Source organism: bacterium, assembly GCA_035528375.1.
Taxonomy (GTDB): domain Bacteria; phylum RBG-13-66-14; class RBG-13-66-14; order RBG-13-66-14; family RBG-13-66-14; genus RBG-13-66-14.
This window is the reverse complement of sequence record DATKYS010000051.1, coordinates 61833-84340: the sequence shown is the minus strand read 5'-3', so window position 1 is coordinate 84340 and position 22508 is coordinate 61833. Positions and strand designations below refer to the sequence as shown.

General features: G+C 67.6%; 16 protein-coding genes. 11 read left to right on the top strand and 5 right to left on the bottom strand.

Translation table 11 applies throughout. The features are described 5' to 3' along the window. The first annotated feature begins 124 nt into the window (after positions 1 to 124). From VM054_04085 to VM054_04060, 6 genes are all read left to right on the top strand, one after another. Positions 125 to 1591, top strand: a complete 1467-nt coding sequence (locus tag VM054_04085; protein ID HUT98235.1) for a hypothetical protein — start codon at positions 125 to 127, stop codon at positions 1589 to 1591. A gap of 6 nt (positions 1592 to 1597) precedes the next feature. Continuing rightward, on the top strand, positions 1598 to 3304 hold the full coding sequence (locus VM054_04080) for a helix-hairpin-helix domain-containing protein (protein ID HUT98234.1): 1707 nt from the start codon (positions 1598 to 1600) through the stop codon (positions 3302 to 3304). A 2-nt stretch (positions 3305 to 3306) separates the two neighbouring features. Then, on the top strand, positions 3307 to 4047 hold the full coding sequence (locus VM054_04075; GenBank protein HUT98233.1) for a class I SAM-dependent methyltransferase: 741 nt from the start codon (positions 3307 to 3309) through the stop codon (positions 4045 to 4047). Positions 4048 to 4088: 41 nt separating this feature from the next. Beyond that, the gene (locus VM054_04070; protein HUT98232.1) at positions 4089 to 4361 is read left to right on the top strand and encodes a helix-hairpin-helix domain-containing protein; all 273 of its coding nucleotides are present in this window, start codon (positions 4089 to 4091) and stop codon (positions 4359 to 4361) included. 320 nt (positions 4362 to 4681) lie between these two features. Further along, on the top strand, positions 4682 to 5032 hold the full coding sequence (locus VM054_04065) for a metalloregulator ArsR/SmtB family transcription factor (protein ID HUT98231.1): 351 nt from the start codon (positions 4682 to 4684) through the stop codon (positions 5030 to 5032). A gap of 35 nt (positions 5033 to 5067) precedes the next feature. Continuing rightward, the gene (locus VM054_04060; protein HUT98230.1) at positions 5068 to 8163 is read left to right on the top strand and encodes an FAD-binding and (Fe-S)-binding domain-containing protein; all 3096 of its coding nucleotides are present in this window, start codon (positions 5068 to 5070) and stop codon (positions 8161 to 8163) included. Between the two features lie 773 nt (positions 8164 to 8936). Here VM054_04060 and VM054_04055 read toward each other — a convergent pair. The 5 genes from VM054_04055 to uvrA form a co-directional block, all read right to left on the bottom strand. Continuing rightward, positions 8937 to 9932 (bottom strand): hypothetical protein, encoded by a 996-nt coding sequence (locus VM054_04055; GenBank protein HUT98229.1) that lies wholly within the window; start codon positions 9930 to 9932, stop codon positions 8937 to 8939. Positions 9933 to 10007: 75 nt separating this feature from the next. Beyond that, positions 10008 to 11636, bottom strand: a complete 1629-nt coding sequence (locus VM054_04050) for a BamA/TamA family outer membrane protein (GenBank protein ID HUT98228.1) — start codon at positions 11634 to 11636, stop codon at positions 10008 to 10010. Between the two features lie 73 nt (positions 11637 to 11709). After that, entirely contained in the window at positions 11710 to 12045 is a 336-nt protein-coding gene (locus VM054_04045; GenBank protein ID HUT98227.1) for a DUF6150 family protein, read from the bottom strand. Positions 12046 to 12194: 149 nt separating this feature from the next. Further along, on the bottom strand, positions 12195 to 12977 hold the full coding sequence (locus tag VM054_04040) for a hypothetical protein (protein ID HUT98226.1): 783 nt from the start codon (positions 12975 to 12977) through the stop codon (positions 12195 to 12197). Between the two features lie 514 nt (positions 12978 to 13491). Continuing rightward, the gene (gene uvrA, locus VM054_04035; protein HUT98225.1) at positions 13492 to 16455 is read right to left on the bottom strand and encodes an excinuclease ABC subunit UvrA; all 2964 of its coding nucleotides are present in this window, start codon (positions 16453 to 16455) and stop codon (positions 13492 to 13494) included. 350 nt (positions 16456 to 16805) lie between these two features. On the opposite strand from uvrA, the gene VM054_04030 reads away from it, so the two are divergent. From VM054_04030 to VM054_04010, 5 genes are all read left to right on the top strand, one after another. Beyond that, positions 16806 to 18815 carry a FecR family protein gene (locus VM054_04030; protein ID HUT98224.1) on the top strand — a complete coding sequence of 670 codons (2010 nt, stop codon included), beginning with the start codon at positions 16806 to 16808 and terminating at the stop codon, positions 18813 to 18815. A 55-nt stretch (positions 18816 to 18870) separates the two neighbouring features. After that, entirely contained in the window at positions 18871 to 19074 is a 204-nt protein-coding gene (locus VM054_04025; protein HUT98223.1) for a hypothetical protein, read from the top strand. Next, positions 19074 to 19904 (top strand): hypothetical protein, encoded by an 831-nt coding sequence (locus VM054_04020; GenBank protein ID HUT98222.1) that lies wholly within the window; start codon positions 19074 to 19076, stop codon positions 19902 to 19904. Before VM054_04025 ends, VM054_04020 begins: the two co-directional genes overlap by 1 nt. A gap of 328 nt (positions 19905 to 20232) precedes the next feature. Then, complete coding sequence (gene acpS, locus VM054_04015; protein HUT98221.1) at positions 20233 to 20616, top strand: holo-ACP synthase; 384 nt, start codon at positions 20233 to 20235, stop codon at positions 20614 to 20616. 31 nt (positions 20617 to 20647) lie between these two features. Beyond that, on the top strand, positions 20648 to 22393 hold the full coding sequence (locus VM054_04010) for an AMP-binding protein (GenBank protein HUT98220.1): 1746 nt from the start codon (positions 20648 to 20650) through the stop codon (positions 22391 to 22393). Positions 22394 to 22508 lie beyond the last annotated feature (115 nt).

The window sequence follows — 22508 nt, the reverse complement described above, 5'->3', positions numbered from 1 at the left end:
CTGAAGGTCGGCCCCTACGATGTAAATGCGGGATTCGTACCACACCCTTCTTTTCCAGGCGCCCCGCCGCCGAGTGGTACTTTTTGTTAGAATGGGTTCGCGTCGGAGACAGGAGGTCGGTTCCATGCCCCGATTGGTGGCGCTCGGCGATTCCCTGGCCCAGGGGGTGAGCTCCGGGGCGGTGTGGAAGACGAGCTGGAGCTTCCCGGCTATGGTGGCACGCACCTTGGGCCTGACGGTGGGCGCGGGCGAGGGCTTCGATTTCTGCGTCCCCCACTTCGGCCTGGGCGGGATGCCGCTGAACCTGGAGCGGCTGCTCCACGACCTGGACTTCACCCTCGGCGGGCCCGGGCTGGACCTGGTGGACTGGCTCCTGGCGGCCAAGCCGGCGGTGGAGGAGTGGCTCGAGGAGCGCGACGAGTACTACGAGCACGGCTTCGGCGCCCTGGCCCGCAGCTACCCCGGCCCCTACCACCTCCTGGCCTGCTTCGGCTTTACCGTGGAGGACCTCTTCACCGTGAACGGGAAGCATTGCGACAGGCTCATCCGCGAGCGCCGGTGGGACGACAGGTCCGAGTTCATGGAGAAGTTCCCCTCGTCGGCGGCCTACCGCGCCGCCCGGCGGGTCCTGAATCCCTCCGCGCGCGGCGAGCTCAACGAGGCGACCCTGGTGGACTGGCTCGGCCGGATCGAGGAGCTTCAGGGCCCCATCGAGAATCTGATTCTGGTCGTGGGCCTGAACAACGCCGCGGGGGTCGTCACCCGGCTGGAGGTGGTGGAGACCGGCCCCGAGCCGCCCACCCCCGATCTCGTCGAGGAGTTCAGCCTGTGGCACCCCAGGGCCTTCGAGGCGTCCTACCGGCGGCTGGCGGAGCGGATGAGTGAAAAAACTAAGGCGCGGGTCTTCGCGGCCACGCTGCCCTACGTCACCGACTCCCCCCTGATCCGGGGCGCCGGGCCCCGCAACCGCGGACCCCGCGGCGAGCACCACGAGTACTACGTCCATTTCTACCTCCGCGATGAGAACCCCTCCCGGGAGAGGTTCGGCTTCCTTTCCGCCGAGGATGTCCTGCGCGTCGAGGAGTGCCAGGACGCCTACAACGAGGTCATCCGCGCCGTGGCCCGGGAGCGTGGCTGGCGGGTGGTGGACCTGGCGGGATTCTTGAACGGGCTGGTCGGCCGCGGCGAGTACACCCCCGACGCCCACCTGCGGCGTTTTCTGGGCGACGACCATCCGCTCCTCGGGCTCCAGCCCCCCCCGAGGATGGAGCTCTTCCGCTCCGACGCCCAGGGGCGGCGCACCGGAGGCGGCCTGGTCTCCCTGGACTGTTTCCACGGCACCATCACCGGTTTCGCCCTGGTGGCGGAGCTCTTCGTCCGGGCCATGCTCGAGGAGGGGGTGGAGTTCCGCGACGCGGGTGGTAAACCGCTTTCGCCCGAGGAGGTCCGGGTGCCCTGGGAGCGGGTACGGGCGGTGGACCAGCTTCTGGAAAACCCGCCGCGGCTCTGGGCGGACCTGTTGAGCGCCGGGGAGCACCTGGGCAAAATCTGGGAGCGCGTCGGAGGCGTCATCAGCCTCTTCCGCGCCTGAGCACAAGTGGACAACCGCGAGATAGCCTCCGTGATAGAGCGGCTCGGGACGGCCTCGGAGCTCCTGGGCGAGAACCCGTTCAAGGCCCGCGCCTACCACGGGGCCGCCCGGACGCTCCACGGGCTCGCCGAGCCGGCGGAGAAGCTCCTCGCCGAGGGGCGGCTGGGGGAGCTCCCCGGCTTCGGCAAGGCCCTGGTGGAGAAGGTCGCTGCGCTCGTCGCCACCGGCCGTTTGCCCCAGCTCGAGGAGCGGCTGGCGAAGCTGCCGTCCGGCCTCTTCGAGATGCTGGAAATCGAGGGGCTCGGCGCGAAGCGGGTCAAACTCTTGTGGGAGACCCTGGGGACGACCAACCCCGGCGAGCTGGAGTACGCCTGCCTGGAGAACCGGCTGGTGGAGCTGCCCGGCTTCGGTCCGAAAATCCAGGCCAACGTGCTGGCCGGAATCGGGCGGTTGAACCGCTACCGGGAGCGGCGGCTGTACCCGGAGGCGCGTGCCCTGGCCGACGACCTCCACGGTAAAATTTCCGACCTGCCCGGTGTGGAGCGTTGCGCGGTCGCGGGGAGTATCCGCCGCCTCGCCGAGACCGCGGGCGACGTGGACCTGCTCGTCCGGCTCGCCTCGGGTGAGAAGGAGGTTTTCACCGACGCGCTGCGCGGCACCGATTGGGCCGATGGCTTGAGGACCGGCGACGAAGGCGGGCTCCGGTTCGACTACCTCGGCACCGAGGTGGACCTGCGCAATTCCGAAGTGGGGCGCTGGGGGACCCACCTGGTCCTCGCCACCGGCTCGGCGGCCCACGTGGACGGTCTCCGGGGGCTGGCCCGGGAGAGGGGTCTGGACCTGGACGCCCTGGAACTCGACGACGAGGGCGAGGTGTACCGGGCGCTGGGGCTGGACTTCGTCCCGCCGGAGCTGCGCGAGGGCCTTGGCGAGATCGAGGCGGCGGCTCGGGGTAATTTACCAAAACTCCTCGAAACCGCGGACATCCGCGGCGTGTTCCACGTCCACACCACCGCCTCCGACGGGACGCAAAGTCTTGAGGAACTGGCCAAGCTCGGCGGGGAGCTGGGCTACGCCTACATCGGCGTCAGCGACCACTCGCGCTCGGCCTTCTACGCCGGGGGGCTCTCCGTCGAGGACCTCGCCGCGCAGGCGGACCGAATCGCACGCCTGAACGACCGCGGTCGGCCGTGCCGCCTCCTGGCCGGGATCGAGTCCGATATCCTGGCCGACGGCTCCCTGGACTATCCCGAAGAGATTCTGGGGCGGCTGGATTTCGTCATCGCCAGCGTCCACGCGGGCCTGCGCATGCCCCGGGAGAAGGCCACCGCGCGCGTCCTGGCGGCGATAGAAAACCCGTTCACCACGATGCTGGGCCACGCCACCGGGCGGCTGCTCCTGGCCCGTGAGGGCTACGAGCTGGACTGGGATCGGGTGCTGGCGGCGCTGACGGAGCGCGGCGTCGCGTTGGAGCTGAACACGAGCCCCCACCGCTTCGACGCCGACTGGCGCGTCCTGCGCCGGGCGAGGGAGCTCGGCATACCCGTGGCGCTCAATCCCGACGCCCACCGGGCCGAGATGTTCGATACCGTGGCCCTCGGGGTGGGCATCGCCCGCAAGGCCTGGCTTACCGCCGCCGATGTCCTGAACACCCGGGAACTGCCCGACCTTTCGGACTGGCTGGCGGCCCGCCGCGGAGAGAGGAACCGGTAAGTATGGACGGGAACGAGTGGCAGAAATACTTCGACGCCCACGCCGCCGCCTATCACCGCGAGCCGTTCACCGCCCACACCGCGGCCGAGGTGGAGTTCATCGTCGCCGAGCTGGGCCTCGCGCCGCCTATGAGCGTCCTGGACGTGGGCTGCGGCACCGGGCGTCACGCGGTGGAGCTGGCCCGGCGGGGGTTCCGGGTGACCGGGGTGGACATTTCGGAAGGGATGCTGACCGAGGCCCGGCGCGCGGCCGCGGAGGCCGGCGTGGAGCTCGACCTGGTGAGGATGGATGCCGCCCGCGGGCTGCCCCCGGGGCCCTTCGACGCCGTGATTTCAATCTGCGAGGGTGCCTTCGGGCTCCTCTCCTACGCCGACGACCCCCTCGAGCAAGGGGCGGCGCTCCTGGGGCGGATGGCCGCGGCGCTCGTCCCCGGCGGGAGGCTCCTGGCGAACGCCCTCAGCGCCCTGCGCTACATCCGTGGGGTCGGCACGGACGAGGTCGCCGCCGGGCACTACGACCCGGCCGCCCTAGTGGAGACGTTCAACCTCGAGGTGGAGGGCGGCGGGTCGGTGCGGCTCCTGGAGCGCAGCTACACGGCGCCGGAGCTCCTCCTCCTCGCCCGCCTGGCGGGGCTGGAGGTGCTCGGCGTCTGGGGCGGCACCGCGGGCGCGTGGAACCGCCTCCCCGTCACCTGCGACGACTACGAGCTGATGCTATCGGCCCGCCGGCCGGCCGACGATTGACCCTTTAACATCCCCGACAAATCGTCCTCATGGAGGGAACCGTGCACAGACCGATGAAGGTGGAGGTTCTGCGGGAGTTGGTAAAGATTCCCAGCGTGGGCCCCCGGACAGCCGAGGACCTTTACGATTTGGGAATCCGCGGCGTGTTCGACCTCACGCGGCAGACGCCCGAGGAACTTTTCGAAAAACTGTGCAAGCTGCGGGGGAAACAGGTTGATTCCTGCACGCTCTACATCTTCCGCGCCGCGCGGCGCTACGCCGAGAAGCCGGATACCGACCCCGAAGAGCTGAAGTGGTGGCTGTTCAAGGATTGACGGTCGGCCCCTGCGAGGGTGACGCGAGATTCAAACAAATTTCGTAGGGCGGGGTTTCCTAACCCCGCCGATTTCACGTTCCCGGCCTCGACCCTCACCCCAGCCCTCGCCTCGTTGCGATGATGTAGGGGCGGACCTTTAGGTCCGCCCGCGGGCGACCGTGGACGGTCGCCCCTACGACGAATCGGCATTGCCGGTGAATGTAGGGCGGGGATTTCAGTCCCCGCCGTTTTCATTCTTCCCTTGACAGATGTTCAATTTTCGTCTACACTAAATCCGGTTATTCGGTTATCGCATAAACACGAAAAAGGAGACGCGCCGTGCCCGAAGCACCCACCCTGGCGGATTTCAAGGAAACGGCAAAACTCTTCCGCGCCCTCGCCCACCCCCTCCGCCTGGCCATCACCTGCGGCCTGGCGCGCTCGCCGGTCACACAGGGCGAAATCGTCGCCGTCCTGGGGCGGCCCCAGAGCACCGTCGCCCAGCATCTGGCCAAGCTGCGCTCGGCCGGGGTCGTCTCGGGCAGCCGCGAGGGGGCCCAGGTGGTCTTCCACGTCACCGACCCGGCGGCGGGCGCCGTCATCGAGGCCGTCTGCCGCCAGCGGCACAGCTCCGCCCTCAGGGAGATAACCTGGGAGGAGCTCGGCGCCCTCGACTGGAACTCAATCTAGGAAAATTAAACGACGAATCTTTAAAAGGAGCCGACATGGCAGGGTTAGGTAAAAAACTACGGGAGCACCTCGGGGAGCGATTCCCCGGCCGGGTGACCTTCGATAAAACCGAGCGGATGCTCTGCGGCCACGACATCGCCTCGGTCCCCAAGCTCTTGAAGCCGCTCATCGGCGGGACCGTTCCCCGCGCCGTGGTCCAGCCGGCGGACGAGGCCGAGCTGGTCGAGCTGGTGACCTGGGCCTGCGGGCGCGGCATCCCGCTCACCCCGAGGGGCAAGGCCACCTCGGGCTACGGCGGCGTCCTGCCGGTCAAAAAGGGCCTGGTGGTGGATTTTTACCGGATGCGGGACGTGCTCGAGATAGACGCGAAAAACCTCACCGCCACCGTGGAGCCGGGTATCACCTGGGAGCAGCTCGACGCGCAATTGAAACCGAAAGGCCTGACCCTGCGCACCTACCCCACCAGCTACCCCTCCTCGACGGTGGGCGGCTGGCTGGCGCACGGGGGCGCGGGCCTGGGCGCTTACGAGTACGGCTACTTCGCGGACAACGTAATCTCGGCCCGCGTCGTCCTGTCCTCGGGCGAGGTGCGCGAGCTCGCCGGCGACGACTTGGATCTCGTATCCGACGCCATGGGCACCACGGGCTTCATCAGCCGGGTGACCGTCAGGGTAATGCCCGCCGAGGAGCTGGACGTCATCTCCATCTCCTGCGCCGACGCCCACGACCTCCAGCGCTTCATCGAGCGCATCATGGCCGAGGGGCTGCCGGTGTGGTCCATGATGTTCATCAACCCGCGCATGGCCAAGCTGAAAAACCTGTCCCCCCTGCGGGAGCACCACGGCGAGCCGGTCGAGGAGCGGGTCCTTCTGCCCGAGACCTACGTCATGACGCTCACCTTCCGCAAGCGCGACGCCGAGCGCATCCACGCCTACTTCGACACCCCGCACCCCGAGTGCTCCGCCGAGATACTTTCCGATAAAATCGCCCGGCACGAGTGGGGGAACCGCTTCAACCTGATGGTGGTCAAGCGGCTCGGTCCGTCCCTGGTCCCGGCCGAGGTGGTCGTTCCGTTGAAAAATCTGGGCGACGTGATGACCGAGATCGAGGAAAAGCTCCGGCAGCCGGTGGTCAAGGAGGCGGTGATAATCCGCGAGGGCCGGGGCGGCGTGCCGGAGGCGGTGATTCTCGGCTTCATCCCCGCGGACGAGCGGCGCTTCGGCTACACCTTCCTCTTCGCCCTGTCACTCTCGATAATGAAAATCGCGCGGCGTCACGGCGGCCGTCCCTACGCCACCGGCCTCTACTTCGCCGGCCTGGCCGACGGCATTCTGGGGGCCGAAAAGGTCAAAAGGCTCAGGGGCGCGAAGCGCGAGGCGGACCCCAAACGGCTCCTGAACCCGCGCAAGGTTTTGTCCAACGGGCTGGTGGGGGTGTTCATGGGCCTGGCCGGGTTTTTCGAGCCGCTGGTCCGGGCCCTCGGGAACGGGGTTTCCGTTGAGATAGGCGAGCGGCCGAAGAAGCCGGTCCGGGGCATCCCCGCCGACGTGGCCTGGTACGCCTACTCCTGCTCCCAGTGCGGCTACTGCGTGGACGCCTGCGACCAGTTCTACGGCCGGGGGTGGGAGAGCCAGAGCCCGCGCGGCAAATGGTACTGGCTCCGTCGGATGATGGAAGGCAAGGTGAAGTGGGACCAGGCGATGGTGGACACCTTCCTGGTGTGCACGACCTGCGAGCTGTGCAACCTGCGCTGCTCGGCGTCGCTGCCCATCGAGCCGGCCTGGATGAAGCTGCGTGGAAAGCTCATCCAGGACGACGGCCGGATGACCTTCCCGCCCTTCGAGGTGATGGGGGCCGCCACCACGGCCCAGGGGAACATCTGGGCCGGGTATCGGAAGAACCGCGCCGACTGGTTCCCCGAGGACCTGGCCGCCAAGCACGGCCCCGGCGTCAAGGCCCCGATCGTCTACTTCGCCGGCTGCACCGCCAGCTACGTCGAGCACGACATCGCCCAGGCCACGGTGCGCCTTCTGGACGAGGCGGGGGTGGACTTCACCACCCTGGGCGAGGTGGAGAACTGCTGCGGCACGCCCATGCTCGTGGCCGGGAAGTGGGACGTTTTTCTGGAAACGGTGCGGAAGAACATCGCGGCGGTCAAGGCCACCGGCGCGAAAACGGTGGTCACCTCCTGCCCGGCCTGCGACATGATGTGGCGCCACCACTACGCCGGCTGGGCGAAGGAGTTGGGCGTCGAGTACGACATAAAGACCCGGCACTACTCGGAGATTATTTCCGAGAAGCTGGCCGCCGGGGAGTTCGAGTTCCCGGAAAACGGCGGCGAGAGGGAGCGTGTCACCTGGCACGACTCCTGCCACATCGGGCGCGTGTCCGGGGTGTACGAGGAGCCGCGGGCGATGATAAAGGCCGTGCCCGGCGTTGACTTCGTCGAGATGGCGCACAACCGCGAGGAGGGCCACTGCTGCGGCTCGGTGCTCACGCTCATCAAGGACCCGCCCGTGGCCGCCGACATCGGCGAGGAGCGCCTCAACGAGGCCGTGGACGTGGGGGCCGAAAAGGTCCTGGCCCTCTGCCCCTGCTGCGAGTTCCAGCTCCGCGTCAGCCGGGACAAAAAGGACGTGAAGGTCCAGGTGCAGGACCTGGCGCGCTTCGCCGCCGGGAAGCTCGGCTACGATTTCCCCGACCCCGAGCCGGAGGTCCGGCGCCAGTGGGCCGTCTTCGAGAAGATGATCGCCCTCATGACGCCCAAGGGCTTCGCCGAGCTCATGGACACCATGTGGCCCGAATTGCTCAAGGCCATGCCGCTGGGCATGGGCGCGATGATGCGGTTCATCGGGCGGCTGGGGCCGGTGGGCGGCGGGATGCTCTTTTTGATGCGGCCGCTGTTCCCGATTCTCTTCCCGATGCTGCTGCCGGGGATGATGCCCAAGGTCATGGCGACCATGCTCGAGCGCATCGGGGGGATAGTCCCCATGCCGGACTACATGGCCGAGCAGATGCCGGAGCTGATGCCGGGTGTGATGGACCGTCTGCTGCCGCACATGGTCAGGGAGCTGGTGCCGCACGCGGTGCCGAAGATGATCCGGTTCCTGCGGACGCAGCGGAAGCGGTAGGGCGGCCCGCGATCCCCCTCTCCCTTCTAGGGAGAGGGTTGGGGTGAGGGTCGGACGGCGGCCCGCAGAGGGGCCGCCCTACATCATCGCAAACGCGGCGGAGGGTTGTGGGGCCCCCCTCACCCCGGGGGAGAGGGGATGGGGGTGAGGGCTTCCTTTGAAAAATAGGGCGGGGTACAGAGCCCCTGCCCTACGCAATTTGATTGAATCGCACATCACCCTCGTAGGGGCCGACCTTAAGGTCGGCCCGATTTGTGTTTGAGGAAGGATATATTAAAATAGCTCTTGACTTATTGCTGGAGCTGTGGTATAATAATATAGGTTTGAATTACTGCTTGGGCGCGGTTTATTGTACATAATAGTGCGCAATTAAATGAGCCAACATTTATATATTTAAACGGAAGGAGGTTGATATGAAGACATGAATGATAGTAAGTTACTGTTCCTACTGGGTACCGTCACTATAATCATCAGCGAACTATGCACAATACTATTTCATGATACACCTATAGGGCAAGTTATTGGATTGATTTTTACACTATCTATATTGCTCGGATATCTATTAACGATGCTCGATATGAAAAGATAAGTGACGGTAAGGCAGGCGGGTGTTGATTCCCCATAGGTTGAATCCACCCGCCTTATTTATCTAAGGAAGCCCTCACCCCTGCCCTCTCCCACAGGGAGAGGGAGACCGTTCAGGCGACTTCTACGGCGTTAAAAAGGGACCGCGCGGGCGGTCCCTCTGTTCACTCGGAGACGTAACCGGGCGGTTAGCCGCCCATCTTCTGGAACTCCTCCAGGGCCTTGAGCATCTCGGGGTCCATGCCCTCCATGCCGCCGGGCATCCCGCCGGCGCCCTGGTCCAGCATCATCCCGCCCATGAACATCATCATCAGGGCGTTGGCGTCGATCTTCATCGGCTCGGCGGAGGTGAGCTGGCTCTTGTAGCCCGACCGGCCGTAGTCGGTCAGAACCAGGGGCTCCCCGTCCTTGGAGACGACCTTGACCAGGCCGAAGAAGGGCACCTCGGGGGAGAAGTAAATCTCCACGGACTCGCCCTCGTGGGTGACCACCACTTTGTCGCAGGCGTAGGTCTTGCCGCCGACCTCGGCCTTGACGTTCTTGACCAGCTCGAAGGTCGGCATGGGGGTTTCCTCGGCCGCCTTCTCGCCGCCGTAGGCCTCGGCCATCTCGGTGGCCATCTCCATGCCGGCGGCGGCCTGGTCGCCGATGAGCTTGGTGAAGCTGGGGATGTCTATCTCGAAGGCCTGACCCTCGGCCTCCACGATGAGGCGCAGGACGATCTTGTTGAACTCGTCGAGGCCGGTCTGGATGTCCGCGGCCGTGGCCTCGCCCTCACCTTCCACGCCCTGCATGGCCATGGCGTCGGCCAACATGCCTTCCTCGGGAATCTCGGGGTTCTGGAGCCATTCCACGATCTCTTTACCGAACTCCTCGTAGGCCTCCTTCTCGACCAGCACCTTCACGACGACCTTCTGGCCCTCCTCGGGTACGACCACTTCGATCCAGTAGCCGGGGACGCCCCCGAACTCCTCCTCACCGACCAGAGCCAGGGTGACCTCGCCCACGTCCTGGGCCGTGTAGGTGACCCACTCGCCGAGCTCCGTGGTGAATGTGCCCGGCTTGGTGGGGACGACTTCAGCCTCGCCGTTCTCCCCTTCCACCTTGGCCTCCTCCTCGCAGCCGACCAGGCCGAAGAGGAAGGCGAAGGCGAGAAAGAGCAGGAAAAATTTTGCGGTTTTCAAAACGGACCTCCGTTTCAGGGGTTGGAGTTTCGCTTCGAAGATCGAGTATAGCGGCGCCCCGCGGGTGTGTCAACATTACAGCAGGCGGTCCAGGACGAGCCGTACCTCCAGGACGCCGGAGTCCAGGCTCGAATCCTCGTTGAGGGCGTAAACCACCTCGAGGCTGCCCACCCCCAGGTTGACGACCAGGCCGATTCCGTAACCGAGGGCCCGTGTCCACGTCGTCGGGGTCGTGAAGGGCGCGGTGGAGAGCGGCCGATAGTAGGCGAAGTCGCCGAAGGCGAAGAGGCGTCCCGAATCCCCCAGCCGCAGTCGGTACTCGGCCGTGGCCAGGGCGTACGCGTCGGTGGGCAGCTCGCGGTTGCGGTAGCCGCGGGGTCTGTACGCGCCGCCCAGGTAGAAGCAGTCCAGGGACACCGGCGGCCGGACGTCGGCCAGCCCGCCCTCCAGCAACAGCGCGAGGGTGTGCGGTTCGAGGGGCGTCCAGAATCCGTCGCCCCCCAGCCGGGCCCGGAGCGGCGTCTCCCGCCGAGCATCGTAGCGCCGCTGGCCGGCTTCCAGCCTGCACCACAGGTCGAAGCCGTCGGTGGGGTCGCGCGGCCGGTCGGTGTAATCCAGAAGGGCCCCCAGCCCGGCGCCCAGATAGACACTCGACCCGACGCCCTCCTGAAAGTCGGAGGAGAACCGGGCGGCGATGGAGAGCTCGAGGTGGTCGCCCAGCGGCTGGCGCAATTCGGCCTCGCCGGCGTCGGAGCGGCGGTTGGCGCGTCGGAGGCCGGTGTAGGCTAGTTCCAGCGCTGCCCGACTGCCGAAGAGGAACCGCTCGGTGTATGCCGCCCGGTAGTCGGCGTTGTCGGGAGAAGTCCGTCTGTACAGCCCCGCGAGGTCGTGCCCCCCGCCGCCCAGGTTAACGAGGCTGAACTGGATCTCCCCGTAGAGCTCGGTCTCGCCCCCCGTTTCGCCGAGGCCCAGGGCGCCGTCGAAGTAAACCGTCCGCCCCGGCTCGACCTCGAGCCGCAGGGTCGTCCCGTCGAGGGTGAGCGCGACGTGGTCGTAGTAACCCGTTCGTTCCATGCGGCGTCGGGCCGCCTCCAGGGCGTTGGGGGTCAAGGGGTCGCCCCGCGCCAGCCCCAGGGCGGCCAGGGCGGTGCGCTGCGCGTCGTCGTCCAGGCCCACGACCTCGATCGTGTCCACGCAGGTGAGGTCTCCCTCCGCCAGCTCAAGGGTCAGGTTGAGCGACCCGTCGTCCGCGCGTCTCGGCTCGACCAGCGCCACCTCGGCGTTCAGGTAGCCCGCCGAGGCGTAGAGGTCGCCCACGGCCCGGATGAGGCCGGTCGGCCCGTCCCTGCGCCAGCCGGTGCGCGCCGCCGCCTCGACCAGCCGCGGCTCGACGGCCCGGGCGCCGTTCACCGTCAGCCCGCCCAGGGGGGCCCGCTCGCCCCGCTCCAGGGTGACCCGCAGCAGCACGCCGCCCTCGCGCGCAGACGATGAAGGCACCAACCGGGCGTCCAGGTAGCCCTCAGCGGCCAGGGAGGCCGCCGCCGCTTTGAGCGCCCGATCCGCCAGCTCCTCGTCGAATTCCTCCCCCACCCGGAGCACGGTCAGCTCGGGCAGCTCCGCCCCGTCCCCCTCCAGGCCCACCAGGGGGAGAGCCCCGGCCGAGGCGGCCAGGATTATCAAAAGCGATGCGGTGGAATATCTCACGGCCGATTCCCGGGGTTCAAGAAGGGGAACGGCCCCCGGCGTTCCCCGTCAAACCGGTCCCCGACGAGGGGGATCAGTGCAGGCGTTCCTGCCATGGATGGCCCTTGTTCCAGCCGGCGTAGGACTCGTAGTCCACGAAGTACACCTTGAGGTCGGCGTAGGACTCGTAATCCACGTAGTAGATGACCACGTCGGCGTAGGACTCGTAGTCCACGAAATACCACAGGGCGTCCTCGCCTGCGGCGTAGCTCTCGTAGTCCACTACGTAGACGTTCAAATCGGCGTAGGACTCGTAGTCCGCGACGTAGACGTTGAGGTCGGCGTAGGATTCGTAATCGGCCACGTAGACGTTGCCCGCCGGTGCGGGGGCGAACGCCGCCAGGGTCAGGACCGCGAAGAGCTTCTTCACCGCGCACCTCCCCTCCCGTGTCGCGGGTCCGGTGTACGTGTAGGGCGGCTCCGTAGGACGAGTCCTCTGCGTGCCGCCGCGGGCATTCCGCTCGTAGCGGGCCCAGGTTACGTTCCAAGTATAGGCCGTTTCGGCGCCGATCTCAACGTTCACTCGGCGTAGGGCGCCAGCGACTCCTCGCCGAAGGCGCCGTTCCCCGGGGCGTACCACCGCCCCCGCCAGCCGTTCTCGTCCCTCGCGTACACGGAGACGCCGTAGGTGCCCTGGTTGAAGCCGGCCACGAGCCAGTCGCCGACGGGAAGCGCGCCGCCGGGTATCTGCTCCTCCCCCACGGTCCAGCGCAGCACCACCGCCCCGTTCCAGGGCTTGGCCTGGAGGAAGCCCTGGTACTCCGCCCCGTCGGGGCCCTCCCCGGTCACCTCGAACACCGCGTCCTCGGGCCACGCGCCCAGGGTCGGCGGTTCGCCGGAGGCCTCGCCGATGGCCTCCGCGCCGATTCCGTCGCCGCCGGTCCAGCGCCCGGTGAGCCCCCGCTCCTCGAGCCGGTACACGCCGACGACCAGTCCCCCGGGGCCGATCCGGGCCACGGCGAAGAGACCTTCCCCGAAGGTCATCCCCACGCCCCGGGCGTCGTGACCCCCGCCGGTCCAGACGAGCTCGAAGGCCTCGGCGCAGTCCGCGCACCGGGTGAGGGTCACCTCGGTGGAGAAGGGCTCGCCGCCGGGAGGGGTGCAGATGGAGGTATAGGTCACGCTCGGACGTTCCGCGCCTTCGGCCGTGTCTCCCGGCGGACCGGGGAGGGGGGACGGGCCGTCGTTCACCGGCTGCGCCCCGACGTCCTCGGGGATCGGGGCCTCGCCCCCGCCGCAACCGGCCAGGAGTACGGCGGCGATGAGGAGCGCGATGGTCGAGCGAGCGGCGGTTATAAGCATCAGATGGCGTCCAGGCGCGGTTTCAGCTCAGTGGAAGGGCTATTATACCCGTTAGAATCGCCGGGGGCAATGAACCATCGCCCCGACCTCGGGGGGGGGGTGATACGTGCCCTCACCACGGCCCGTGCCCCGTCAATTGCGACGACGTAGGGGGCGGGTCTTTAGACCCGCCCGAGGGCGACCGTGGACGGTCGCCCCTACGTGATATTGCTGTGTTTCGTTACGTAGGGCGGGGATTCCCATCCCCGCCGTTTTCACGTTCACAACCCCGACCCTCACCCCAGCCCGTAGGCGAGCCTCTCCCTGGAAGGGAGACGGAAACCGCTGCACCCCTCTCCCTAGCCCTCCCCCCAAAGGGGGGAGGGGACCGCTGCACCCCTCGCCCAGGCTTGCGATGATGTAGGGGCCGACCTTCAGGTCGGCCCGTTTTTTTCTAAGGTAGCCCTCACCCTCATTCCCGTCGGCGCGCCGCTCCCACAGGGAGAGGGGGGCCGCTTCGACCCTCACCCGGCCCCTACCGCTCGCCCACCGCGTCGGGGACGGTCTCGGCGAACCGGGGCAGGACCTGGCGCAGGACGTTGCCGGTGTAGGACTCCTCGATGAGGGCGACCTTCTCCGGCGTGCCCCGGGCGATTATCCGCCCCCCGTCGTCCCCGCCCTCGGGGCCCAGGTCCACGATGTAGTCGGCGTTCTTTATCACGTCCAGGTTGTGCTCGATGACGATGACCGTGTTGCCCGAGTCCACGAAGGTCTGCAGGACGCCCAGCAGCTTGGCGATGTCGGCGAAGTGCAGCCCCGTGGTGGGCTCGTCGAGGATGTAGACGGTCTTGCCGGTGGAACGCTTGGTGAGCTCGCGGGCCAGCTTGACGCGCTGGGCCTCGCCGCCGGAGAGGGTGGTCGCCGGCTGGCCGAGCTTGACATAGTCCAGCCCCACGCTGGTGAGGGTCTCCAGCATCCGGGCTATCTGGGGGATGTTGCGGAAGAGCTCCAGCGCCTCGGAGACGTCCATCTCGAGCACGTCGGCGATGTTGTAGCCGCGGTAGCGCACGGAGAGGGTCTCCGTGTTGTAGCGCTTGCCGTGGCAGACGTCGCAGGTGACGTAGACGTCGGGCAAAAAGTGCATCTCGATTTTGATGAGCCCGTCGCCCTGGCAGGCCTCGCACCTCCCGCCGCGGACGTTGAAGCTGAAGCGCCCCGGCGTGTAGCCGCGGACCTTGGCCGCGGGAAGCTGGGCGAACAGCCGGCGGATGTGGTCGAAGACCTTGATGTAGGTGGCGGGGTTGGAGCGGGGTGTGCGGCCGATGGGGCTCTGGTCTATGTCTATGACCTTGTCAATCTGCTTGAGGCCGCCGATTTTCTCGAAGGGGCCGCCGTGCATCCGCGTCTGCCGCAGGGCCGTGGCCAGCGCCGGGAAGAGCGTCTCGTTCACCAGCGAGCTCTTCCCCGACCCGGAGACCCCGGTGATGGCGGTGAAGGTGCCCAGCGGGATGCGCAGCTCCACGTTCTTCAGGTTGTGGTGGGTGCAGCCGTAGATCTCGAGGAAGTGGCCGTTGCCCGGGCGGCGCCTCGCCGGGACGGCGATGGCGAGGTTGCCGGCGAGGTAGCGGCCGGTGAGGGAGCCCGGGGCCCTTTTGATCTCCTCGGGGGTCCCCTGGGCCACGATGCGCCCGCCCATGTGCCCCGCGCCGGGGCCGAAGTCCACCATATGGTCCGCCGCCAGCATCGTCGCCTCGTCGTGCTCGACCACGATCACCGTGTTCCCCAGGTCTCTGAGGTCGGTGAGGGTCTTGATGAGCTTGACGTTGTCGCGGTGGTGCAGGCCGATGGAGGGCTCGTCCAGGATGTAGAGAACGCCGACCAGGCCGCAGCCTATCTGGCTGGCCAGGCGGATGCGCTGGGCCTCGCCGCCGGAGAGGGTCGGCGCCGACCGGTTCAGCGTCAGGTAATAAAGGCCCACGTTGACCAGGAACCCCAGCCGGGAGCGGACTTCCTTCAACAGCTCCTGGGCTATCTTGCGCTCGGTGTCGTTGAGGTTGAGGCCGGCGAAGAACCCGACCAGCTCGCTGACGGGCAGCTCGCCCAGCTCGTGGATGTTGAGACCGTCGAGGGTCACGGCCAGCGCCTCGGGGCGGAGCTTCTTGGCCTCGCAGACCTTGCAGGGCAGGCTGGTGAAGAAGCGGCCGTAGAACTGCCGGGCCGCGTCGGACTTCGTCTCCCGGTACAGCCGGTGGAGGTTCTCGACGACCCCGGTGTAGGCGTGGGTGCTGGAGCCGGAGCCGTGCTCGTACTCCCAGGTGAACTCTATCTCCTCTTCCTCGGAGCCCTCGAGGATGACCTGGTGAACCTCGGGCTGGAGCTCGGCCCAGGGCGTGTCCAGGCTGAAGTTGTAGTGGGTCGCCAGGCTCTCCAGTCGCGAGAGCCGCCAGGTCTTCGTCTCGTCAATCTTGCCCCAGACGGCCACGGCGCCCTCGCGGATGGAGAGCGTGGGGTCGGGCACGACCAGGTCCGGGTCCACCTCCAGGGTTGAGCCCAGGCCGCCGCAGGAGGGGCACATTCCCTGGGGGCTGTTGAAGGAGAACATCTGGGGGGAGAGCTCGGGGAAGGAGACGCCGCAGATGGCGCAGGCGTTGTGCTCACTGAAGATGGCCCGGCCGCCGGCGTCGAAGTGGGGGCCTTCGCTCGGTCCCCCCTCGTCGGGGGCGACCTCCCTCTCGGCCAGCCGGGCCACCGCCTCGGCCACCGCGCCGGAGAGGCCGTCCGAGTCCTTGACCAGCGCGATGGTCATCACGCCGTCCGCCAGACGCAGGGCGGTCTCGATGGAGTCGGTGAGCCGGGCGCGGATGTTCTCGCTGGCAATCAGCCGGTCCACGATGACTTCCACATCGTGGGGCCGCTTGCGGTCCAGACCGGCAATCTCGGTCAGCTCCTCCATCCGACCGTCTATGACCGCCCGGACGAACCCCTGCTGGCGCAGGCTCTCCAGGAGGTTCTTGAACTCGCCCTTCCGGTTCTTCACCACCGGGGCGTTGACCATGAAGCGGGTCCCGGCGGGGAGCTTCATCACCTCCTCGACGATCTGCTCGGCGCTCTGGGAGCCGATGGGCCGGCCGCAGGAGGGACAGTGGGGCTTGCCCACCCGGGCGTAGAGGACGCGGAGGTAGTCGTAGATCTCGGTGATGGTGCCCACGGTGGAGCGGGGGTTGCGGCTGGCGGCCTTCTGCTGGATGCTGATGGCCGGCGAGAGACCGGTTATCTGGTCCACCTTGGGCTTCTCCATCTGCCCCAGGAACTGGCGGGCGTAGCTGGAGAGGCTCTCGACGTATCGCCGCTGGCCCTCGGCGTAGAGCGTGTCGAAGGCCAGGGAGCTCTTCCCGGAACCGGAGACGCCGGTGAATACCACCAGGCGGCCCCGGGGGATGACGAGGTCTATGTTCTTGAGGTTGTGCTCGCGGGCCCCGCGGATGGTGATGTCTTCCATGTGGTAGTGGCAAGGGGTTTAAACCCCTTGTCTCCATTTTTTTTATTGGGAGCGGTGGAGAGCCGGTTTTAATCATCCAATAATAGATGAAAAGTTCGTCGGAGTCAAGGCGGGGGGGGAAATCCCCCCCGGGGGGTCGAACCCCCACGAAAAATGTGCCGGATGATTGCCTACCCCTACGCGGGAAACTTTCGGCCGGTTCCTGAGTTCTTCTGGTGGCTGGGGGCCAAAGGGGCCTTCGGCGCGGATCGGGACCCGTCCGTCGCTCCGGGGGGACGGGGGTTCTCCGACCCGACCTTGACCGTGGAACGAATGTTGCTATAATCCTGTGTGAGGTTTATTTCTGCACGATGCGTTTTCTCATACCAGCGCTGGCGCTCTGCCTGTTGACCGCGGCCTTCGCCGAGGAAGCGGTCCTGCGCCCCGGGGAGACCCTGGAGGCGCTGGCGGAGCGCGCCATGGGGCAGGCCGGTCTCTGGCGCCTCTTGTTGACGGTGAACGAGGACCTGGCCGGTCGCGACCCCCAGGCCGGCGAGCGGCTGACGCTCCCCGGTCCCGAGGTGGGGTGGGCGGAGCTGGTGGCGGGCGACGGTCACGTCGTAGTCGGCCGTGAGCACGGCGGTTTCGAGCCGCTCCACCCCGACACAGCCGTGGCCCCCGGCGACACTGCGCGCACGGGGGAGCTCTCCACCGCGGAGCTATCGGTGGGCGGCGCCCGGGTCATCCTGGCCCCCTCGACGGGCCTGCGCCTCGAGGGGTCCGTCCGGAGCGCGGACGCGAGCTCGACCCTGTTGGAGCTCCTCTACGGGCGGGTCCGGGCGGTGCTGGACGCGATCCTGGGCGACGGCGAGGAGTTCCGCATCGGCGGACCCACGGCGGTGGCCATCGTCCGCGGGACGGATTTCGAGGTCGCGTCGCCCGACCCGGGCGTGACCCAGATAGCCGTTTTCCGCGGGCGGGTGCTGGTAGAGCCGCGGCTCGCGGGCGAGCCCGCCGGGGAGCCTTTCGAGCTGGGCCCCGGCGAGGGCGCGGTCGTCCGCGAGCACGGCGTCACCCGGGTGGCCCTCCCCGCCGAACCATCCCTGCTTCGGCCCGGGGACGGCGCGTCCCTGGTCTTCGCCGCCGACGCCCGGCGGGGCGTGGTGTTCGAGTGGGAGGCCCCCGCGGGGGCGATCCGCGTTTACTTCCAGCTCGCCGCCGATCCGGCCTGCACGCGACTCTACGAGGAGCGCGAGTCGGCCGCCGGCGAGGCCCTCCGCCTGGAGCTGGTCCCCGGCACGTACTACTGGCGCGCGGCCGCCCTGGACGACAACGGCCTGGCGGGCGAGTTCTCCCCGGCGCGCTCCTTCGAGGTGGTCGTTGACGACACTCCGCCGGACCTGGAGATTCAGGGCTGGCGGCTGGGCGGCGGCGGACGCACCCTCACCCTGTGGGGCCGGACCACGGACGCGGCCAACCTCGTCGTCGGCGCCGGGCCGGTCCCCCTCTCCGGCGACGGCGGCTTCGAGGCCACCGTGCCCACGGGCGCCTACGACGGCTCGGTGCCCCTGATCGTCCGCGACGCGGCGGGCAACTCCCGGGAGTACCGCCTCGTGTTCCACATCCCCGACCTGCCGGTGGGCCTGGTGGGGCCCACGGGGGGCACCGGCCTGAACGCCCTCGTCTCGCCGCGCGGCCTGGAGCCCTGGTCCATGCGCGTCGCCCTCGGCGCGGACTACTACGACTGGCTGGTCGGCTCCACCGTTCCGGAGTACACACCCCTGGAGCGGGCGGTGCAGCCCTGGCTGGCCGTCTCCCTCGGCCTCGGCGGCTGGGGGGAGCTCTCCCTCAAGGCGCCCTACGTGAACCAGATTTTCTCCGGCGGCGAGACTTTTGGCGGGATGGGCGACCTGGCGCTGGAGGGGAAGCTCTCGCCCCCCGCGCCCGGCGATTTCGCCTACGCCCTCTACGCCCGCGCCGCCCTGCCCACCGGACCGACCTATCCCGAGCGGGACGAGGTCGCGAACTACCGCCCGCCGGTGGACCTGGGCCCCGGGACCCCCGACGGCCGCGCGGCCCTGACCGCCGGTCTGGCCCTCCAGTACGATTTCCTCAAGGGCGGGGTTCTGGGTAATCTGGGCTACGACTTCGCGGCGGGGGGCGGCTTCGAAGGCGGCATCGGACTCGTCTGGGCCGCCACCGACTGGCTCTCCCTCTCCGTGGAGGGCCAGTACGGCGTGTCGCCCTACAACGCCTTCTCCCTGGTCCCCGGTTTCCACTTCCGCGTCGCCGACCTGGACGTCTCGCTCTACGTGGACGTGCCCTTCGCCGCCGATGAGGTCCTGGAAACCGGGCTGGCCGTCGTGCTTTTCGAGCTTTAACGGGGGCGACCGGAGGGGGTCTGTCGGTTGAATCCCCCCGGAATGCGGCGGAAAAGTGTATGCGGGATTCGGTTTTATTGAAGGTGGCCCTCTGCGGCGCCCTGCTGGCGACCTCCGCGGCGGCGGAGTCGTCATCTGCGAGGCCGAACTTTTATACACCGACGACGCGGGCGACTGGGGGGAACCGACCCTGTGCTTTTTCTGCATGATGCGCTTCGACGGCGTCTGGAAGGTCACACTCTGGAAGGAGAGGGATTGATGAAGTACCCGCTCGTAATACTCCTGCTCCCCCTGGCGGCGGCGGCGGTGACGGTTGAAGAGCTGGCCGTCGAGCCCGACAGTCCCGACTGGGCGGGGCGGGTCGAGGAGGTCGGTCTGATCGAGCTGGTCGCCGGTCTGGAGCGCATCGCCGATGACATCACCCTCTCCGCCGGCGCGAGGCTCGACCGCCTCAGCCGCTTCGCCGACCAGGAAATCGGGGTGGAAGCCCTGCTGCGGGTTTCCGCCGACGGGCTTCCCATCCTGGCGCTCGCCGAGGGGCTGCCGGGGAACCTCGACCTGCTCCTGGCTTTCTACCGCTGGGTGGTGGACGACGAGGCCCGGGAGCGTCTGCTGGTCGCCATGTACCTGGGTCTGGACGTTATACGCGAAGAGTTGCGGGATTGCGCCCGGAGCGGTGACGGCGAGTCCGCGTCGGCGGCCTGCGTCCTCTTCGACCTGGAGGGCGAGGTCCACGTGGATGGCCTGGTGCGGGCGTTGTCCCTCAAGGGTCAGCCCGCCATGCTGTCCGTGCTCGGTCTCCAGGGCGCCGGGGAGGAGGCGTACGCCGCGCTCGTCTCCGCCATCCGCGAGCGCCGGCCCGGCGCCATGTCCTACGCCCCGGTCATCTTCTCAGCCGGCGGCCAGTTCGGCGTCAACTTCCTGGATGATTACCTCCAGAGCCCCGATATCGAGGTCCGCCGCGTGGCCATCCTCGTCATCAGCGACTTCAGCGGCAAGGACTACTCCTACATGCTGGACTACGAGCCCGAGGCCAAGGACTACATCCGCGAGGGGCTGCCGGTCCCGCCGGAGCTCCGGGAGGACTGATCGGCGGCGCCTCGGGGGGGACGGCCGCGGCCGCCCGTTTCCACGATTGCCAAACGTAGGGGCCGACAGACGGCGCGCCGTTTAGGTCGGCCCGTGTGTCCCCTCCCCCCTCTTGGGGGAAGCGCGCTTACGGGCTAGGGTGTGGGGCGGGCCGACATAATGGTCGGCCCCTACACCATCGCAAGTCGGGTGAGGAATAAAAGCGGCGGGGAACGGATTCCCCGCCCTACGTTGCCATATACGCAACTTCCCCTCGCGGAAGGAACTGGACAAGGGGCGGCGCAGTCGGTAAGATAGTTCCCCGGCAACATTCCAATCCCGGATAATAATGATCAAGGGCATAGGCGTAGACCTGGTCGAGGTGGAGCGCTTCCGGCGCGGTCACCACGAGGGGGGCCTCGAATTCACCGAGGAGGTCTTCACCCCGGCCGAGGTGAAGTACTGCCGCTCCCAAGCGCGGTACTGGGAGCACTTCGCCGCGCGTTTCGCCGCCAAGGAGGCGGCCTTCAAGGCCCTCGGCGCCGGGCTGGCCCAGGGCATGCGCTGGAAGATGGTCGAGGTGGTGCGGGAGCCGTCGGGCGCGGTCTCCCTCCTCTTCAGCGGTCGGGCCACCGAGATGGTCCGGTCTCTGCGGATTACGAAAATTCATCTCACCCTGACCCACAACCGCCATTCCGCCGCCGCCGTGGTCGTGCTGGAGAGCAGGGATTGATACTCGAGCCGCCCCAAGGAGGGACACCTCGATGAGTAACATCGGCTCCTACGACGAGAGGCTGAAAGGTTTTTCCTGGGACATCGCCCGGCGGGAGCTGGGCTGGACCGAGGGCGAGCCCCTGAACATCGGCGCCGTCTGCTCCGACCGGGTCTGCGACCGCGGCCTTGGCGCTAATACCGCCCTGGTGTGGGAGGGCTTCGGCGGCAGGCGGGCCGCCTACACCTTCGCGGACCTGCGGGCCCACTCCAACGCCTTCGCCAAATTCCTCGCCGGCCAGGGCCTGGCGCCCGGCGACCGCATCTGCATCTTCATGGACAAGATTCCGAGCCTCTACTTCTCCTTCCTGGGCGTCTTGAAAATGGGCGGCATCGCGCAGCCGCTCTTCTCCGCCTTCGGCGACGACTCCCTCCATGTCCGCCTGGAAAGTGCCGGAACCCGCGCCATCCTCACCACCCAAAAGCACGTGCGCAAGGTCCGCAAAATCCGGGATTCCCTCCCGGCCCTGGAGAAGGTCATCGTCGTGGACGGCGAGGAGGCCAAGCTCAAGCCCGGCGAGATTTTCTTCGACGTGGAGGCCGCCCCGCGCCTCGAACGCTTCGACGTATTCCCCTCCGGCCCCGAGACCCCCTCGGTCCTCCACTACACCTCGGGCACCACGGGGCAGCCCAAGGGCGCCCAGCACGTCCACGCCTCCATCTGGGCCCAGTACATCACCACCAAGTGGGTTCTGGACCTGACCGACGACGACGTCTACTGGTGCACCGCCGATCCCGGCTGGGTCACCGGCACCAGCTACGGCATCATCGGCCCCTGGAGCATGGGGATAACCCAGTGCGTCCTCGACGAGGGCTTCAGCGCCGACCGCTGGTACAAGTTCATCCAGGACAACCGGATCACCGTGTGGTACTCCGCCCCCACCGCCATCCGCTCCCTCATGCGCCAGGGCACGGAAACGGTGAAAAAGTACGACCTCTCCTGCCTGCGGCACCTGGTCAGCGTGGGCGAGCCGCTGAACGCCGAGGCCGTCATCTGGAGCCAGGAGGCTTTCGGGCTGCCCTTCCACGACTCCTTCTGGCAGACCGAGACCGGCTCCATAATGATCTCCAACTACCCCGGAATGCCCATCAAGCCGGGATCCATGGGCAAGCCCTTCCCCGGCATCGAGGCCACCGTGCTGGATTTGAAGACCCACGAGCCGGTGACCGAGCCGGGCCGGGTGGGGCTCATCGCCTTCCGCCCCGGCTGGCCCGCCATGTTCCGCGCCTACCACGCGAAGCCCGACGTGTACCGCTCGAAGTTCGTCGGCGACGTGGACGACCGCGACCCCGACGACCTGCGGCAGGATAAAAGTTTGTGGTACGTCTCCGGCGACCGGGCCTCCATAGACCCCGAGGGGTACTACTGGTTCGTGGGCCGCGACGACGACGTGATAAACACCGGCGGTCACCTGGTCGGGCCCTTCGAGATAGAATCCGCCCTCATCGAGCACGAAGCCGTGGCCGAGGCCGCCGCAGTCGGCAAGCCCGACGAGGTCAACATGGAGGTCGTCAAGGCCTTCGTCACCCTCAATCCGGGTTACGAGCCCACGGGCGACCTCGAGCTCTCGATAATGAACTTCATCCGCAAGAAGCTCTCGCCCCTGGCCATGCCCCAGGAAATCGAGTTCACGGACAAGCTGCCGAAGACGCGGTCGGGGAAGATTCTGCGGCGCTACCTCCGCGCCCTCGAGTGGGGCGAGGAAGTCGGGGATTTATCCACTCTGGAAGACGATTGACACCCTGCGGACGGTAATACAAGGGGCTTAAGCCCCTTGCCCCGAAGGCGGCAACAAGAGGCCACTGCCTGCCTCCCTTGACAAACCTGACAAACCCGACAAACTTGACAAACCC